The organism is Microbacterium sp. M4A5_1d, from assembly GCF_053345465.1.
Map to the genome: position 1 here is coordinate 421168 of NZ_JBKFAD010000001.1, position 17213 is coordinate 438380.

17 protein-coding genes are annotated in these 17213 nt (G+C 68.5%); 4 read left to right on the forward strand and 13 right to left on the reverse strand.

All coding sequences use genetic code 11. From position 1 onward, the window contains the following. The first annotated feature begins 18 nt into the window (after positions 1 to 18). The gene (locus tag ACLBWJ_RS01955; protein WP_447659639.1) at positions 19 to 2103 is read left to right on the forward strand and encodes an alpha-1,4-glucan--maltose-1-phosphate maltosyltransferase; all 2085 of its coding nucleotides are present in this window, start codon (positions 19 to 21) and stop codon (positions 2101 to 2103) included. Continuing rightward, complete coding sequence (glgB, locus tag ACLBWJ_RS01960) at positions 2100 to 4259, forward strand: 1,4-alpha-glucan branching protein GlgB (RefSeq protein ID WP_447659640.1); 2160 nt, start codon at positions 2100 to 2102, stop codon at positions 4257 to 4259. The genes ACLBWJ_RS01955 and glgB overlap by 4 nt, the downstream gene beginning before the upstream one ends. A 62-nt stretch (positions 4260 to 4321) precedes the next feature. On the opposite strand, the gene ACLBWJ_RS01965 is transcribed toward glgB, so the two are convergent. Together ACLBWJ_RS01965 and ACLBWJ_RS01970 are read right to left on the reverse strand one after the other, a co-directional pair. Next, entirely contained in the window at positions 4322 to 5263 is a 942-nt protein-coding gene (locus tag ACLBWJ_RS01965; RefSeq protein WP_282502523.1) for a tetratricopeptide repeat protein, read from the reverse strand. Beyond that, on the reverse strand, positions 5264 to 7048 hold the full coding sequence (locus ACLBWJ_RS01970) for a glycosyl transferase (protein WP_447659641.1): 1785 nt from the start codon (positions 7046 to 7048) through the stop codon (positions 5264 to 5266). Positions 7049 to 7203: 155 nt separating this feature from the next. Here ACLBWJ_RS01970 and ACLBWJ_RS01975 point away from each other — a divergent pair, with 155 nt between their 5' ends. Continuing rightward, entirely contained in the window at positions 7204 to 8274 is a 1071-nt protein-coding gene (locus ACLBWJ_RS01975) for an AI-2E family transporter (RefSeq protein ID WP_114589351.1), read from the forward strand. Between the two features lie 3 nt (positions 8275 to 8277). On the opposite strand, the gene ACLBWJ_RS01980 is transcribed toward ACLBWJ_RS01975, so the two are convergent. The 9 genes from ACLBWJ_RS01980 to rpsB all read right to left on the reverse strand — a co-directional run bounded on the left by ACLBWJ_RS01980 (position 8278) and on the right by rpsB (position 14861). Then, positions 8278 to 9018: an alpha/beta hydrolase gene (locus ACLBWJ_RS01980; protein ID WP_274177818.1), complete on the reverse strand. Its 741-nt coding sequence runs from the start codon at positions 9016 to 9018 to the stop codon at positions 8278 to 8280. Continuing rightward, complete coding sequence (locus ACLBWJ_RS01985; RefSeq protein WP_274177817.1) at positions 9015 to 9296, reverse strand: hypothetical protein; 282 nt, start codon at positions 9294 to 9296, stop codon at positions 9015 to 9017. The genes ACLBWJ_RS01980 and ACLBWJ_RS01985 overlap by 4 nt, the downstream gene beginning before the upstream one ends. Before the next feature lie 11 nt (positions 9297 to 9307). Next, complete coding sequence (locus tag ACLBWJ_RS01990; protein ID WP_240309840.1) at positions 9308 to 9892, reverse strand: aggregation-promoting factor C-terminal-like domain-containing protein; 585 nt, start codon at positions 9890 to 9892, stop codon at positions 9308 to 9310. 141 nt (positions 9893 to 10033) lie between these two features. Continuing rightward, a complete protein-coding gene (locus ACLBWJ_RS01995; protein WP_112614572.1) occupies positions 10034 to 10603 on the reverse strand; it encodes a DivIVA domain-containing protein in 570 nt (189 codons plus the stop codon). Beyond that, a complete protein-coding gene (locus ACLBWJ_RS02000; RefSeq protein WP_240309839.1) occupies positions 10600 to 11520 on the reverse strand; it encodes a phosphatidate cytidylyltransferase in 921 nt (306 codons plus the stop codon). The genes ACLBWJ_RS01995 and ACLBWJ_RS02000 overlap by 4 nt, the downstream gene beginning before the upstream one ends. 95 nt (positions 11521 to 11615) lie before the next feature. Further along, entirely contained in the window at positions 11616 to 12170 is a 555-nt protein-coding gene (gene frr / locus ACLBWJ_RS02005; RefSeq protein WP_112614568.1) for a ribosome recycling factor, read from the reverse strand. A gap of 54 nt (positions 12171 to 12224) precedes the next feature. Next, a complete protein-coding gene (pyrH, locus tag ACLBWJ_RS02010; RefSeq protein WP_114589348.1) occupies positions 12225 to 12944 on the reverse strand; it encodes a UMP kinase in 720 nt (239 codons plus the stop codon). An 87-nt stretch (positions 12945 to 13031) separates the two neighbouring features. Then, positions 13032 to 13859, reverse strand: a complete 828-nt coding sequence (gene tsf, locus ACLBWJ_RS02015; RefSeq protein WP_023950948.1) for a translation elongation factor Ts — start codon at positions 13857 to 13859, stop codon at positions 13032 to 13034. Positions 13860 to 13964: 105 nt separating this feature from the next. Continuing rightward, positions 13965 to 14861: a 30S ribosomal protein S2 gene (gene rpsB, locus ACLBWJ_RS02020; protein ID WP_274177814.1), complete on the reverse strand. Its 897-nt coding sequence runs from the start codon at positions 14859 to 14861 to the stop codon at positions 13965 to 13967. A 277-nt stretch (positions 14862 to 15138) separates the two neighbouring features. Between rpsB and ACLBWJ_RS02025 the strand changes: the two genes are divergently transcribed. Then, on the forward strand, positions 15139 to 15642 hold the full coding sequence (locus ACLBWJ_RS02025) for a murein hydrolase activator EnvC family protein (protein ID WP_282502520.1): 504 nt from the start codon (positions 15139 to 15141) through the stop codon (positions 15640 to 15642). A gap of 3 nt (positions 15643 to 15645) precedes the next feature. Here ACLBWJ_RS02025 and ACLBWJ_RS02030 read toward each other — a convergent pair whose 3' ends face one another. After that, positions 15646 to 16224 (reverse strand): DUF3060 domain-containing protein, encoded by a 579-nt coding sequence (locus ACLBWJ_RS02030; RefSeq protein WP_282502519.1) that lies wholly within the window; start codon positions 16222 to 16224, stop codon positions 15646 to 15648. A gap of 68 nt (positions 16225 to 16292) precedes the next feature. Continuing rightward, positions 16293 to 17204, reverse strand: a complete 912-nt coding sequence (locus tag ACLBWJ_RS02035) for a tyrosine recombinase XerC (RefSeq protein ID WP_274177811.1) — start codon at positions 17202 to 17204, stop codon at positions 16293 to 16295. Positions 17205 to 17213 lie beyond the last annotated feature (9 nt).

Below are 17213 nucleotides of genomic sequence, written 5' to 3' on the forward strand. Positions count from 1 at the left end.
CCGCGATAGGTTCGAGCCGTGGCATCAACGACGCGCACGACCTCACCCGCCCCGTTCCGCAGCACCGCCGAGATCCCCGGCCGCCCCGCCGCGCCGCTTCCGTCGGCCGGCGACACGGTCACGGGACGCATCCCGCTCCAGCGCCCCGCCCCCTCGGTTCCGGGTGGCCGGTTCCGTCCCTCCGCCTTCGCCGGCGAAGCCGTGCCGTTCCGAGTCACGGCGTTCCGCGAAGGGCACGACGCGATCGGTGTGCATCTGCGGCTGTTCTCGCCCGATGGACGTGAGTCGTTGCACCGGCTGACGCCCCTCAACGACGGATTCGACCGATGGTCCGTCCTCGTCGCCCCGCTCGCCGAGGGCGTGTGGCGCTTCCGCTACGAGGCTTTCGGTGACGACTTCGCCACCTGGCAGCACGCCGCCGCGATCAAGATCGCCGCCGGAGTCGACGTTCCTCTGATGCGCGAGGCTGGCGCCCTCCTGCTCGTGCACGCTGCCGCAGAGAAGTCCCGCCCCGCTGCCGAGCGCAAGATCCTCGAGAAGGCCGCCGCGAGACTTCGGGATGCCGCGGTCGACGCGGTCGATGCGCTCGCGGTCGTCCGCGACGCCGATCTCGCGCGCGTCTTCGCCGATCGCCCGCTCCAGTCGCTCGTGACGGTCGGCGACGAGCACGAGCTGCTCGTCGAACGCGAGCGCGCGGGCGTCGGCGCCTGGTACGAGTTCTTCCCCCGCTCCGAGGGCGCCGAACGTCTCTCCGACGGCTCCGTCCGCAGCGGCACGTTCGTCACCGCGCGAGACCGCCTGCCCGCCGTCGCCGCCATGGGGTTCGACGTCCTCTACCTGCCACCCATCCACCCGATCGGGCGCACTCACCGCAAGGGGCCGAACAACACCCTGACCGCCGGCCCGGATGATCCGGGCTCGCCCTGGGCGATCGGCGGCCCCGAGGGCGGTCACGACGCGGTGCACCCCGACCTCGGGACGCTCGAGGACTTCCGCGGCTTTCTCGCCGCGGCCTCCGGCGCGGGCCTCGAGGTCGCGCTCGACCTCGCGCTGCAGGCATCCCCCGACCACCCCTGGGTCGCGGAGCATCCCGAGTGGTTCACCACGCTGCCCGACGGCTCGATCGCGTACGCCGAGAACCCGCCCAAGAAGTACCAGGACATCTACCCGGTCAATTTCGACAACGACCCCGCGGGCATCCGCGCCGAGGTGCTGCGGGTCGTGCGCCACTGGATCGCGCAGGGCGTGCGGATCTTCCGCGTCGACAACCCGCACACCAAGCCTCTGCAGTTCTGGGAGTGGCTGATCGCGACCGTTGCCGACGAGACGCCCGGCGTCGTCTTCCTGGCGGAGGCGTTCACCCGCCCCGCCCCGATGCAGGGCCTCGCGATGGCCGGGTTCCAGCAGAGCTACTCGTACTTCACGTGGCGGAACACCAAGGAGGAGCTCGAGGAGTTCCTGACCTCGGTCGCCCACGACACGGCCGACTTCATGCGTCCGAACCTCTTCGTGAACACCCCCGACATCCTCACCGAGTACCTGCAATACGGCGGCCGCCCCGCCTACAAGATCCGCGCCGGGATCGCCGCCACCGCGGGGGCGTCCTATGGCGTGTACGCGGGGTACGAGCTCATCGAGAACGTCGCGCGCCCGGGGTCGGAAGAGAACATCGACAACGAGAAGTACGAGTACAAGTTCCGCGATTGGGCGGGCGCCGAGGCACGCGGCGAGTCGCTCGCTCCCTACCTCACGCGCCTCAACGAGATCCGGCGCACCCACCCCGCGCTCCGTCAGCTCCGGAACCTCTCGTTCCACTGGTCCGACGACGAGGCGATCGTGGTCTTCTCCAAGCATCTTCCCGGCGCGCTGACGGCCGACGGCAGGGACGACACGATCCTCGTCGTCGTCAACGTCGACCCGCATTCGGCACGCGAGACGACGGTCCACCTCGACACGTCGGTCTGGGGCGTCGCCCCCGGCGACGAGTACGAGGTCGAGGATCTGCTCACCGGCGCCGTCTGGACCTGGAACGACCACAACTATGTGCGGCTCGACGCCTTCGCCGAGCCCATGCACATCCTGCACGTGAAGGAACGCCGATGAACGCCCCCGCAGACCACGTCCTCGACTCGGTCGCCACCGGCTCGTACCACGCTCCGCACGACGTGCTCGGCTCGCACCAGACCGAGGACGGCTGGGTGATCCGCGTGCGCCGCCCGCTGGCTCGCACGGTCACCGCCGTTTTCGCGAACCAGCCCGAGGCTTCGTTCCGCCACCTCCGCGCCGGCGTGTGGGAAGCGGCTCTCGACGAACGCCCTGAGGCCTACCGGGTCGTGGCCACATACGATGAAGCGCCAGCCTGGGTGTCCGATGACCCGTACCGTCACCTTCCGACGATCGGCGAGCTCGACCTGCACCTCATCCGCGAAGGTCGCCATGAAGAGCTCTGGCGCGTCCTCGGCGCTCATGTCCGCCTGCACAACGGCGTCCCGGGGGTGTCGTTCACCGTCTGGGCGCCCAACGCGCGCGCGGTCCGGGTGATCGGTGATTTCAACGGCTGGGACGGCCAGGGCCACGCGCTGCGTTCGATGGGCGAGTCCGGGGTCTGGGAGCTCTTCGTTCCGGGGCTGAACGCCGGCGCTGTCTACAAGTTCCAGATCCTCACGGCCGACGGTGCATGGATCGATAAGGCCGACCCGATGGCCCGCCAGTCGGAGGTGCCGCCCGCGACCGCGTCGATCGTCGCCGCGAGCTCCTACGAGTGGGAGGATGCCGCGTGGCTCGATCGGCGCAGCACGTCGACGCCCGTCTCCCAGCCGATGTCGGTCTATGAGGTGCACCTCGGGTCGTGGCGTTCCGGACTCGGTTACCGAGACGCCGCCGACCAGCTCATCGACTACGTTCGCGAACAGGGCTTCACCCATGTCGAGTTCCTGCCGCTGGCCGAGCACCCGTTCGGCGGCTCGTGGGGTTACCAGGTGTCGGGCTACTACTCCCCGACCAGCCGCTTCGGCTCACCCGATGATCTGCGCTACCTCATCGACCGGCTTCACCAGGCGGACATCGGCGTCATCATGGACTGGGTCCCCGGGCATTTCCCGAAGGACTCGTTCGCGCTGGCGCGATTCGACGGGCAGCCGCTGTACGAGCACCCGGACCCCCGCCGCGGCGAGCACCGCGACTGGGGAACGCTGATCTTCGACTACGGACGCAACGAGGTGCGCAACTTCCTCGTCGCGAACGCCCTGTACTGGTTCGAGGAGTTCCACGTCGACGGCCTCCGGGTCGATGCTGTCGCCTCCATGCTCTACCTCGACTACTCCCGCGAGGAGGGGCAGTGGGAGCCCAACGTGCACGGCGGGCGTGAGAACCTCGAGGCAGTCTCGTTCCTCCAGGAGGTCAACGCGACCTCGTACAAGCGCTACCCCGGCATCGCCATGATCGCGGAGGAATCCACGAGCTTCCCGGGCGTGACCGCACCGACGGAGTGGGGCGGCCTCGGCTTCGGGTTCAAGTGGAACATGGGGTGGATGAACGACTCGCTGCAGTACATCAAGCGAGACCCGATGTACCGGGGTCACCACGAGGGTGAGCTGTCGTTCTCATTCGTCTACGCGTTCAGCGAGAACTTCGTCCTGCCCATCAGCCACGACGAGGTCGTGCACGGCAAGGGAAGCCTGTTCACCCGGATGCCCGGCGACCACTGGCAGAAGCTCGCCAACATGCGCGCCTACCTCGCGTACATGTGGGGACATCCGGGCAAGCAGCTGCTGTTCATGGGGCAGGAGTTCGGGCAGATGTCGGAATGGTCCGAATCACGCGAGCTCGACTGGTGGATGCTCGACCAGCCGGCGCACCGTGGGCTGCACGCGTTCGTTGCGGACATGAATCGCACGTACCGAGACCAGTCCGCCCTCTGGTCCCGCGATTCGGACGGCGAGGCCTTCAGCCGTCTCGGCGCGCCCAACTGGAACCCGAACGTCATGGCGTTCGCGCGCCGCGACAACCACGGGAACACCGTCGCGGTGATCTGCAACTTCTCGGGAGTACCGCTGCACGAGTACACGCTCGAATTGCCGGCGGATGGCGCGTGGCGCGAGGTCCTCAACAGCGACGCCGAGGCATACGGGGGTTCCGGCGTGGGCAACTTCGGCACCGTGCACGCGACCGACGGACGAGCGACCATGGTGATTCCTCCGCTCGGCGTGTTGTGGCTGCACCACGCTCCCGACGCCGCACCTGGGGTCTCGGAAGACTGAACGAACGCCGCGGGCCCGGGGTATGTCACTAACGGTGACACCCCGGGCCCGCGGCGTTCGCCTCAGAACATCAGAGAGGTGAGCCGCCGGCGCGCGCTGATGACTCGCGGGTCGGCGTTTCCCACGAGGCCGAACAGCTCGAGGAGCCTGTCGCGCACCGTCGATCGAGCATCCCCGTCGACCGCGGCGAACAGATCCAGGAGTCGGCCGAACGCGTCGTCGACGTGACCACCGGCGACATCGAGGTCGGCGACGCGCAGCTGCGCATCGACATCGTGCGGCGCGGCCGCGGCTGCGGCGCGGGCCTCACCGAGGTCGACGCCCTGCACCCGGTCGAGGAGCTTGACCTGTCCGAGACCCGCCTGAGCGTCGGCGTCGCGCGGGTTCTCCGCGAGCGCCCGCTCGTAAGCGCTGATCGCACGCGGGTAGTCGCCCGCTTCGATCGCAGCGAAGGCTTCGGCATGCAGCGGGGGCAGCGGCGGCTCGGCGGCCTCTACCGGTGCGTCCGTCTCCCCTTCCAGGGGAACGGTGCCGGTGACACCGTGCTGAGACGCGAGTTGAAGCAGTTGCGCGAAGACCTCGCGCACCTGCTGCTCGGGCACCGCTCCGGTGAACAGCGGCACGGGCTGCCCTGCCACCAGCGCGACCACCATCGGGATCGACTGCGCTCGGAACCCTTGCGCGAGCTGCGGGTTGGCGTCGACATCGACCTTGGCGAGGACGACGCGACCGGCCAGCTCGGTGACGACCTTCTCGAGCACGGGGCTCAGCTGCTTGCACGGGCCGCACCATTCCGCCCAGAGATCCACGACGACGGGTACCGTTCGCGAGAGCTCGAGGACCTCACCGAAAGTCTGGTCGGTTACGTCGAAGATCAGGCTCGATGCACTCTCGGACGGCTGCCCGGCGGGTGCCGACGCGGGCACCGGGCCCGTGGGGCGGTTACGCAGCGACGACAGATCGAGCGCGCCACGGAGCACGGCGTTGGAGGAAGGATCACTCATTCATACGACCTTTGCTGAGAGGACATTGGAACGGTAGCCGAGGAACTGGATCGGCTCGGATGAGCCGGCGCCGGGCACGAAGAAGAACAGCTGGTCCGCGTACGTGGTGGTGAAGCCGGTGGACGACTGCGACACTCCTGTCAGCGCGCTCGCGACCGGGTTGGTGTCGGGCACGTTGATCACGGCATCCGGATTGCTCGGCTTGAACGTGTGGTCCTCTGTGATGGTCACCGCCACGACGGCGCCGCTCTCGAGCGTCTGGAGGGCGATCGGCGGCTGCGTCCCGGCCTGGGTCGTGAACGAGACCGTGCCCGTCTCCGCACCTGTCTGGTTGAAGTCGTTGACGATCTGCTCGCGGTTGGAGGTGACGCCCGCACGGAAGGCGTCGCCGTCCGCTTCGAACAAGCCCGCATAAGGACTCGCGTCGCCGTTGGTCAGCAGGTCGGCGTATGCGGCCGCGAGGTCCTTCGGCGGCAGGACGAGGAACGGCGAGTCCGGCGCCACCTGCGCGGCACCCAGGTATGCCGGTGCGAGTTCCGGGAACGAATCGGTCGCCAGCTCGGCGATGTAGCCGAGCTTGTAGTTGGACCAGGGATCCTGCTGACTGACCGTCATGATCGTGTCAGCTGCGCCCTCGCCGCCTTCGACGACCGCGAGGAAGGTACGCGGCCACTTCTCGAACGTCTCCGGCAGGAGGATCTCGAGGGGTTCCGCCGGGATGGGCGGCAGCGGGGCACGATCGGTGATCTTGGAGCGGAGGGTGTAATTGGTCTCGCGCTCCGCGAGCGCCGGCCCCGCGAGCCGCGTGCCGGCGAGGGCGGCGTCAGCGCTCGCGTCGGCCGTCGAGACGTCTTCCGCGATACGCGTGAGGATGCGCTCGGCCTGCTGCTGAGTCACCGCCGGCGGCGCCTGATCGGGGTCGGCGACGACCATCGTGGTCGGCGAGGGAGTCGGGCTCGGGGCCAACTGGGGCCAGGCGTCCGCCGAGCACCCCGTCAGCGCCACGAGGGAGACCAGCGGGATCGCGAGGAGAGCCTGACGCCCGCGTGTCAGGCGGCGTCGCGGCGGCGTGGACGAGATGACGCCCTTCGCTTCCGCGTCCGTCGCGAGATCGATGGGCTGAGTGGCGCTCATCGGAAGCCCCTTCCGTCGCGGACCGCGCGAGCGACGCAGATGGCGCCAGCCGAGCGCGTACATGACGATTCCGAACGCGAGGAGGATCCCACCGGCCACGATCAGCGGGCCGGCCCAGGGCGTGTTCGACTCGATCGGCCACGTCACCTGGATGTCGGCGGGCGCGGGCGCGGTGCCGTCCGATGCGATCAGGACGCTCATGTCCTGCGGCAGCTGCAGGGATGTGGTCAGCGCGTCATCGCGCTGGAACTCTTCGAGCCAGAGATCCGACCCGACCGGTGACGGCATCGCCGGGATGTTGCCGTCGGCATCCGGCGTCGGCGCGGACGAGGCCGCGACCTGGGAAGTCGTGATCGCCCCCTCGGCGTCGACGCCGAGGCGCGTGTAATCGGTGCGCGCGAGCCACGCGGTCACGTCGGACGTGCGGCCGTATGCGGCGAAGACGGTCCCGGTGCCCTGAACGCTCAATGCCTGCGCGCCGGGGCGCGAGGTGAGCACGGCGCCGTCGATGAGGGTGAAGGGGGCGTCTCCCGTCACCGTCACCGACTCGGTGACGGTCTCGGGCCCGCGCAGGATCGTGCGCTGCGCGATACCCGCCCCGATCATGACGGTGGCCAGGACGAAGGCGACGACAGCCCACACGAAACGCACGAAGAAACACCTCTCCACATTCGGAACGGGACCACCGAACGCTTGATCGACGTTCCAGAGTATCCAAAACGACCTGAAAGGGTCGTGAAAGGGGCGCCTCCCAACGAAAGTTCGCGCGGCTCGTAAAGTGAAGTGATTCGACCCCGGAGGCGTTCGTGAAGATCCAGAACCCGTTTCGCACTGCACTGATCGCCACGCTCGGCGTCGGCGTGGGCATCGTGATCATCGGGGGCATCCAGACCCTCTCGACCATCCTTCTCTACGTCGGCACCGCGCTCTTCCTCGCTCTCGGGCTCGACCCGGTGGTCTCGTGGCTCGAGCGGCGACGCCTGCCACGATGGGCAGCTCTCCTGATCACCTTCGCAGCGCTGCTCGCGGCCTTCGCCGGCATCATCCTCATGGTCGTGCCGATCATCGTCTCGCAGATCTCGCAGCTCGTGGCCGCCATCCAGGACCTCGTCACCAACGGCGACTGGGACCCGGTCAACGCCGTCAAGGACTGGCTGACCGTCACCTTCCCGCAGCTGAACGTCGACGAGCTGTTCCAGTACCTCTCCGACTGGTACAACTCGCTCGACATCGGGGCGATCGGCGGGTCGATCACGGGCTCGATCATCCTGATCGGCGGTGGCATCATCAGCGGGTTCACCGGCGCGGTCATCGTGCTCATCCTGACGATCTACTTCACGGCGTCGACCCCGAACCTGAAGGCTGCGGTCTATCAGCTCGTGCCGGCTTCGCGACGGCCGCGCTTCATCGACCTGGCCGAGCAGATCACGGCATCCGTCGGCTTCTACGTCATGGGCCAGGTGTCCCTGGGCGTCATCAACGGTGTGCTCAGTGCCATCTTCCTGAGCGTGATCGGAGCCCCCTTCCCCGCGGTGCTCGCGGTCATCGCCTTCTTCTTCTCGCTCATCCCCCTGGTGGGAACCCTCACCGGGTCGGCGATCATCGTGCTCACCTGCCTGATACCCGGACTCGCAGAACCCCAGACGGCACTGTGGGCGGCGATCTGGTACCTCGTGTACATGCAGGTCGAGGCCTACCTCATCTCGCCGCGCATCATGAACCGTGCCGTATCGATCCCCGGCGCGGTGGTGGTCATCGCAGCCCTCGCCGGAGCCGCGCTGGGGCAGCTCCTCGGAGCGCTCGTGGCGATCCCGGTGGCAGCCAGCATCCTGATCATCTACCGCCAGGTCGTGATCCCGCGGCAGAACGAGCGCTGACGCTCAGGAGGCGTCGTCCGCCGCGTGATCGTCGTCCCACTCTTCGGCGAGCGGCAGCGCGTCGGGGTTGACGGCCGCGACGATCTCGGTGAGCACCCGACGGGTCTGGTTCTCCCCCACCCACAGGTGTTTGCCGCCCTCGACGGCGATGAGCGTCGCATGCGGGATCGAGGCGAAGCGCTGACGCGCCTCGTCCGGGCGGAGGTAGTCGTCGAACTCGGGCACCACGATGACGACTCGTCGATCGTCGCCTGCCCAGGCAGCGACCTCGTCGGCTGTGGCCCGGTGCAACGGCGGCGAGAGGAGAACGACGCCCTCGATGTCGTGGTCGCGCCCGTATTTGAGGGCGAGCTCGGTTCCGAAGGACCAACCGACCAGCCAAGGACGCGGCAGGCCCCGATCGCGCACGAACGCCATCGCCGCCGCGACGTCGAACACCTCGCCGACACCGCCCTCGAACGTCCCCTCGCTGGTCCCCCGAGGCGATGTCGTTCCTCGGGTGTTGAAACGCAGCACGGCGAGGTCGGCGAGGGCGGGGAGGCGCCCGGCCGCCTTGCGCAGGATGTGCGAGTCCATGAATCCGCCCGCCGTCGGAAGCGGATGCAGGGTGACGAGCGTCGCGACCGGTTCGCGATCCTGTGGCAGCGCGAGCTCGCCGACCAGGGTCAGCTCGTCGAGCGTGCGGAGCTCGATGTCCTCACGACGTGCGGGGAGCTGAACGGGTCCACGGATTTCGAAGCTCATGCGATCCTCCAACATGCCGAATGCCAATGCCGACGCGCGGCGAGGTCCGCGGCGTCGCCCAGGACACCGTCCGCCCGCCACGCGACCACATGCGCCGTGGCGGGCGCGATGTCACGCCCGCAGCCCGGGCAGGTATAGGTCTTCTGCGATTGCGCGGCCGACACCGGCTGCACGGTCCATTCGACGCCACGTCGCGTCTCGGAGCGCTTCCAGCCGCTCAGCAGCCGCTCGAGCGAGTCGTCGCGCGGTTCCGGCCGTCGCCTGTTGGAACGGGGCATGACGCGCGCAGTCACCACCAGTGGTTGCTGGACCAGAAGGCATACGCCTCGCTCCAGCTGCCGTAACGTCCGACGGCGTAGCCGTTCGCCCACGTGAGGTTGTCGACGGGGTCGTACCCACTGCCCGGCACCTTGCTGCAGGGATAGGCCTGAACGAGACCGCAGGCCCCCGACGAAGCGTTCGTCGCGTTCGGGTTCCAGCTGCTCTCGCGCGACACGATGTAGTCGACGTAGCCCCAGTCGCTCTCCGGGATGCCGGCGGCGCTCAGCCAGTCGGCGGAAGATCCCCCGCCGGAGTACAGGACCGGCGCTGCGCGCGACGTCCCGGTGCTCTCGCCTTCCACCGGGGTGGGGGTCGGGGTGGGGGTCGGCGTCGGCTTGGGAGCGACGTACACGGTGAAGCCGCTGCGATCGAGCTGAGCGGGCGTCGTCGCCGTTCCGTCACCGGACAGCGCCTGCGCGTCGCCGCGCGACTCGGCCCACAGCGAGACGACTTCGACGGGCTTCTCCTGGGCGACCGCGAGTGCGGTGCCGAGCGGTGCCAGAGCGCCGCCCGCCATACCGAGCGCAGCGACCGCGGCGAAGACGGAGGACACACCGCGACGTCGCGACCAGCGCGCGGAGACCGGCGTGCTCCGGCGACGAGCCGGGACGCGCGTCGTGCGCCGGGAGACAGTCGAGCGGGAAGTCACAATGCCCTCGAGTTTAGCGAGGCGTGCAGCTTCTCTCCATCAGACTCACCCGATGGCGAGAATCACCGACACCACGCCGTCGAGAACCGCATCGACCTGCGCTTCGCGGTAGCCTCCGCGCTGCATGCGGAACGCGACCGATCGCACCTGCTCGACGGTGAGCGGTTCACCTGACTCGAGGTAGCGGGCGATGCGGTCCGCCACGAGGTCGACCTCGTCCATGCGGTAGCCGTACGACAGCACACCCACACGATCGAACCTCCGCCGCTCGGGACGCGACAGCCGGTCGAGTATCTCCTGGGCGAGATTGCGTGAGCGGCCGACCCAGGCGCGGGCGCCCGCACGTGACAGGGCACGTTCCCGCTCGCGCGCCGCGAATGCGTCCTCGATCCGTCCGATCGCGGCGTCGACGGGGGCGACGGCATACCCGCCGCGCACGAGCGGGAAGGCGGTCGCGCGAATCGCGGCGGAGTCGAGGTCGTCCTCCTCGGACGCCTCGAACGCTTCGCGAGCGCGCCGCAGGAAGGCATCCACAGCGGCTCGGTCGTATCCCTTGGCTCGTCCCTGCACCTCGGGGAACGGGCTCGTGGACAGGGAGGTATCGGTCGAGGTCATGACATCACCAGAGGGGACAGAGCGTGGAAGAGGACGAGCGCCACGACGGTGGACGGCAGGATCGAGTCGAGTCGGTCGAGCACTCCCCCGTGGCCCGGCAGCCACGAGCTCATGTCCTTGATGCCGAGATCACGCTTGATCATCGACTCAGCCAGATCACCGACCGTGGCGGAACCGAGGATGACGATACCGATGATGACGCCGGTCCACGCCGGAAGTCCGAGAAGCAGCCAGGCGAACCCGACAGCGACGAGCATCGCGACCACGCCCGCGCCTGCGAAACCCTCCCAAGTCTTCTTCGGGCTGATTCGCGGGGCCATCGGATGCTTGCCGAAGGCGAGCCCCGCGGCATACGCGCCGGTGTCCGCGCCCACCACGACGGCGATCATCGCGAGGACCCAGAACTCTCCGCCGTCCTCGCGCAGGAGGATGAGCAGCAGGCTTCCGAGGAACGGGACGTAGAGCTGAACGAACCCGCTGATGAGCACGTCGCTGAGCACCTGGCCGTAGCGACGGCTCTCGCCGCTCACCATCTGCGCCATCAACCGCCAGACGATCACCGTGACCACGGCGGCGAAGACAACGACCCAGTGCGTGCCGGCATCGAGGAGGAAGCCCGCCGCCAGCACCGCGGCGCCGGCGACCAGCTGCGGTGCGACGTCCACGCGTCGTCCCGCGGCCTGCAGGGCTCGGACGAACTCGAAGACGCCGAGCAGCGCGACGGGGATCGCGAAGAGGACGAACACCCACTTCACGAAGATGAGCGACCCGATCACGACGACGCCGATGGCGACCCCGATCAGGATCGCGACGAAGAGATTGCGTCCGGTCCGCGCGTTGATGCGCTCGTTCGCCTGCTCGAAGTCGGCCCGAGCTCGGCCGATGTGCTGTTCGAACTCCGTTCGCGCGGCACGCACCTGATTCTGAAACGCCGAATCACCGTGCTCGCGCGAACGGGACCGCTCCCGCTCGGATCGAGACGGGGCGTCGTCGCCGGGTGCGCTCATCGGTCTCAGACCTCGAGAAGCTCGGCCTCTTTGCGCTTGAGCGCGTCGTCGATGAGGTCGACGTGTGCACGCGTGAGACCGTCGAGTTCCTTCTCCGCACGCACCAGCTCGTCCTCGCCGACCTCGCTCTTGAGACCATCGAGCTCGTCCTTGGACTTCCGCCGGATGCCGCGCAGGTGGACCTTGTGGTCCTCGCCCTTCGAACGGACGAGCTTGACGTACTCCTTGCGGCGCTCCTCCGTGAGCTCGGGCATGGTGACGCGCACGATGTTGCCGTCGTTCGTCGGGTTCACGCCGAGGTTGGGGGTGTCGCGGATCGCCTGCTCGATCGCCTTGAGCGCCGACTTGTCGTACGGCGTGACGATGATCGTGCGGGCCTCGGGGTTGTTGAGCGACGCGAGCTGCGCGAGCGGAGTCGGCGACCCGTAGTAGTCGACGAGGATCTTCTGGAACAGCGCCGTGTTGGCGCGCCCCGTGCGCACGGTGGAGAAGTCCTCCTTGGCCGCCTCGACGGCGCGTTCCATGCGGGCTTTCGTGTCAGCGAGTATCTCGGGGATCACGTCACTCCATTCGTCGGTACGTCCGGTCAAGTCTAGTCTGCAGGCGGGCGGGGCTCAGACGGTGACGAGCGTGCCGATGCGCTCGCCCAGCAGTGCGCGCGTGACGTTCCCCGCCGGCTCCATGCCGAAGACGCGCATGTCGATGCCATTGTCCATGCACAGGCTGAATGCGGTGGAGTCCACGACCTTGAGCCCCTGTTGCAGCGCCTCGCCGTAGGTGATCTGCTCGATCCTCTCCGCCGTGGGGTCCTTCTTCGGGTCGGCCGTGTAGACCGCGTCGACACCGTTCTTGGCCACCAGGACCTCATCGGCCTTGATCTCGAGGGCGCGCTGCGCCGCCACCGTGTCGGTGGAGAAGTAGGGCAGACCGGCGCCGGCGCCGAAGATGACGACGCGACCCTTCTCCATGTGGCGCTCCGCGCGACGGGGAATGTACGGCTCAGCGACCTGCGTCATCGAGATGGCCGACTGCACGCGCGTTGCGGCGCCGGCCTGCTCAAGGAAGTCCTGCAATGCGAGGGCGTTCATCACGGTGCCGAGCATGCCCATGTAGTCGGCGCGACCGCGGTCCATCCCGCGCTGGCTCAGCTCTGCGCCTCGGAAGAAGTTCCCGCCGCCGACGACGATGGCGACCTCCACCCGGTCGGCGGCCTCAGCGATCTCGCGGGCGATCTGCCCGACGACATCCGGGTTCACGCCCAGCTGGCCGCCACCGAATGCCTCGCCCGACAGCTTCAGCAGGACGCGACGGCGCCCGGTCTTCTCATCGTTCATCGTGTCCCTCTCATCGCTGTGTTGCAGAGTATCGCCCGGATGGGCATGGAAAAGGCCCGCATCCGAAGATGCGGGCCTTTCGGGCTGTTACGCGCCGACCTTGAACCGAGCGAAGTCGGTGATGGTGATGCCGGCGTCCTTCGCGACCTGCGCGACGGACAGCTTGTTGTCCTTCGCGTAGTCCTGGTCGAGGAGGGCGACCTGCTTGAAGAACGCACCCACGCGGCCCTCGACGATCTTGGGAAGGGCGGCCTCGGGCTTGCCCTCGTTGCGGGAGATCTCGGTGACGATCTCGCGCTCCTTCTCGACGTCGGCCTCGGGAACGTCCTCGCGCGACAGGTAGCTGGGGTTCGCGAACGAGATGTGCTGCGCGATCGAGCGGGCGGTCTCCGCGTCCGAGCCCGAGTACGCCACGACGACGCCGATCTGCGGGGGCAGGTCCTTGCTCGTCTTGTGCAGGTAGATCTCGAACGCGTCGCCGGTCAGCGTGCGCACGCGACGCAGCTCGACCTTCTCGCCGATGATGGCGGCCTCATCGTTGATGAGCTGCTCGATCGTCTGGCCCGACGCGTCTGCGGCGAGGGCGGCCTCGACCGAGTCGGCGGATGCCGCGGCGGCCGCGTCTGCGACCTTATCGGCCAGAGCGATGAAACGGTCGTTCTTCGCGACGAAGTCGGTCTCGCATGCGAGCTCGACGAGGGTGACCTTCCCGTCCTGCTCACGCGCGACGACGAGGCCCTCGCTCGTGGAGCGGTCGGCACGCTTCGCGTTGCCCTTCGCCCCCTTGAGGCGGAGGATCTCGACGGCCTTCTCGACGTCGCCGTCGGCCTCTTCGAGGGCCTTCTTGGTGTCGACCATTCCGGTGCCGAGCTGCTCGCGCAGAGCCTTGATGTCGGCGATGGTGAAGTTTGCCATGAGTGGCGGCTCCTTCTGTCTGTGTGAAATCTCGTGGATGCCGATCGGCGCGGCCGGGCTCAGCCGCGGCCGCGCCGATCGTAGCGGGTCAGGAAGACGCGCTGATTACTTCTCGGTGGCCTCGGTGGCGACGGCCTCGGCCTGCGCCTCGGCACCGGCCTCGTCGGCGGGCGTCTCCGTCGCGGCGACCTCAGCGTCAGCGCCCTCGACCGGGGCGTTCTCGGCGGCAGCGGTCTCTGCAGGAGCGCTCTCGAGCAGCTCGCGCTCCCAGTCGGCGAGGGGCTCGGCCTCGGCCGACTCGTCGGACGGCTGGTGGCGCTGGATGAGGCCCTCGGCAGCAGCGTCGGCGACGATGCGCGTGAGCAGGCTCACCGAACGGATCGCGTCGTCGTTACCGGGGATCGGGTACTGGAACTCGTCGGGGTCGGCGTTCGTGTCGAGGATGCCGATCACGGGGATGCCGAGCTTCTTGGCCTCATCGATCGCGAGGTGCTCGCGCTTGGCGTCGACGACCCAGATGGCCGACGGGGTCTTCTGCAGGTTGCGGATACCGCCGAGCGACTTGTGCAGCTTGTCGAGCTCGCGTTTCTTGAGCAGCAGCTCCTTCTTCGTGAAGCCGCTGGCCGCGGGGTTCTCGAAGTCGAGCTCCTCGAGCTCCTTCATGCGGGCGAGGCGCTTCGAGACCGTCTGGAAGTTGGTCAGCAGACCACCGAGCCAGCGCTGGTTCACGTAGGGCTGACCCACGCGGGTCGCCTGCTCGGCGATGACCTCCTGCGCCTGCTTCTTGGTGCCGACGAAGAGGATGGTGCCGCCGTGCGCAACCGTCTCCTTGACGTACTCGTAGGCACGGTCGATGTACGACAGCGACTGCTGCAGGTCGATGATGTGGATGCCCGAGCGCTCGGTGAGGATGAAGCGCTTGACTTTCGGGTTCCAGCGGCGGGTCTGGTGCCCGAAGTGGACGCCGCTGTCGAGCAGCTGGCGAATGGTGACGACGGCCATGGCCGTTCTCCTTCTGTTTCGGTTGATTCGCCGGACCGACGGCCCGGTACTCCTGGCGCCCGACACACTTCCGCTCGCCGCCGGAGCGGGAGACCTGGGGAAGATGCGCCACGATCGGGAACCGATCGCTCAGGGCACGCGTAGTCACCTCGACGAGCGAGGTGCGGTGATCAGTGTAGCAGTGAGCCGCTCCTCCCCGACGCTGCGTGCGAACGGGTTGCTCACGTGTCGCGGCCGACGTCGCTGCGGCGAACGAACAGGTCTCGAGACTCGACTCGTGACCCGTTCCCCGGCCGCCCTGCTCGCAGCAGCGCTCCTCATCGTGAGCACGTTTCTTCCCGACGCCGTCGCGCCAGGTGGTGAGCCGCGTCCTTCACCCGGCTGGACCATGCCGCTGCGCGGAGCCGCCGTCGCGCGAGCCTTCGAAGCTCCGGCACATGAGTACGCTCCCGGGCATCGAGGGGTTGACCTCGCCAACGGGGGCGAGGGCGAGGTCGTCGCGCCGGCGAACGGTGTCATCGCGTTCGCGGGGCCCGTCGCCGGCCGCCCCGTCGTGACGATCGACCACGGCGACGGGGTGGTGACCAGTCTCGAGCCGGTCGACACGGGCCTGCAGACGGGGACGGCGGTCGGCCGAGGGGAGCCGGTGGGAACCGTGGCGCCCGGCGGCCATACCGGCGACGGCACGATCCACTTCGGAGTGCGGCGCAACGGTGAGTACATCAACCCGCTCCTGATGATGGGTGGCCTCACCAGGCCGATCCTGTTGCCGTGCTGCTGAGCGTCAGTCGTTCCCGATCGTGTTGCGGTCACCGCTCTGGGTGACCGCTCCCAGGCGATCCGCGTCGACGTGGTTGTCGTTGCCCGATACCGATACGGTGCCGACCTCGTCGGCGTCGACGGAGTTGCGGTCTCCTGCGATGGTGAGGGCGCCGACCCTGACGGCATCCACATCGGCGGATTGCCCCGTGATCTCGAGCGAGTCGACCGAGCCGAGGTCGATCTCGATGCGATCACCACTCGCGAGGACGTTTCCGACGCGCGCTCGCTCGAGGTCGACGTCGAGCGAAGCACCCTCGATGCGGACCACGTCGCACTCGCCGGCGAAAACGAGGTCGAGGTCGGTCCCGCGGATCGCGACGACGCCGTCGATGCACGCGGGGTCGTTCGGCCCCGGCACCGCCGGAACCGTCGCGTCGGATGATGCTTCCGGCGTCGCGGCGGGCGAGGCCGAGGGAGCCGCCGAGGTCTGCGGCGCCGTAGGCCGGACGATCCGGTCGGGCTCGTTCGACGCCACCGGCGCGCATGAAGCGAGCATCCCGACGAGCACGGTCGCGCCGATCGCTGCAGCAACTCTTCTCATGCGTGCCCCCTCTTCGTGCTCCTCCGTGCGCTCTCCCAACGCTACGACGGCGGAGGGCCAGCGCACCATCATGCGCGCGGATGCGCTTGTCGATAGGCGGCGGCGAGCCGTTCCCCCGAGACGTGCGTGTAGATCTGCGTCGTGCCGAGGCTCGCGTGCCCGAGGATCTCCTGAACGGCCCGCAGGTCGGCACCGCCATCCAGCAGATGGGTCGCGGCGGAATGCCGCAGAGTGTGCGGCCCGACGGCATCCACCCCGAGTGCGGGGCCGAGCTTCTCCGAGACCGTCGCGTATACGGCGCGCGCCGTCAGCCGACCACCGCGCGACCCGAGGAACACTGCACGCGCGGCTTCTGCTCGGCCTGCGGCGCGCGCCGCGAGCACCGGACGCCCGCGGACCAGGTAAGCCTGCACGGCGTCGAATGCCGGACCGCCTACGGGAACGACCCGGTCCTTATCGCCCTTGCCCATGACACGTGCCGTGCGGCGTTCGCTGTCGATGTCGTCGAGGTCCAGTCCGCATAGTTCGGACACGCGGATGCCGGTCGCGTACAGCGCTTCGAGGATCGCGTGGTCGCGGAGGAGAACCGGATCTCCGTCGGCCGCCCGCGCCCGCAGATCGTCGAGGACGGATGCCACCGTCTGAGCGGTCGCGACTTTGGGCAGGGTCCGCGCCCGCTTCGGTGACGCCAGGCGGAGGGCGGGGTCGCTGGCGATCGCGCCGCGCTCGGTCGCCCACGCGAAGAAGCCCCGGGCGGTCGCGGTACGGCGAGCGAGGGTGGACCGCGCCTCGCCCCGCTCACTCGCGCGCCAGACCCAATCGCGGAGCACCTCGATGTCCACCTCTTCGAGCTCGATGTCGCCCGACGCCGCAGCCAGATCGGCGAGGTCATTGCGGTAGGCGCGGACGGTGTTCTCAGAGAGCCTGCGGACGCGCAGCAGGTGGTCTGCGTACGCGTCCGCCGCCTCCGAGATGAGCATGCAGCCAGC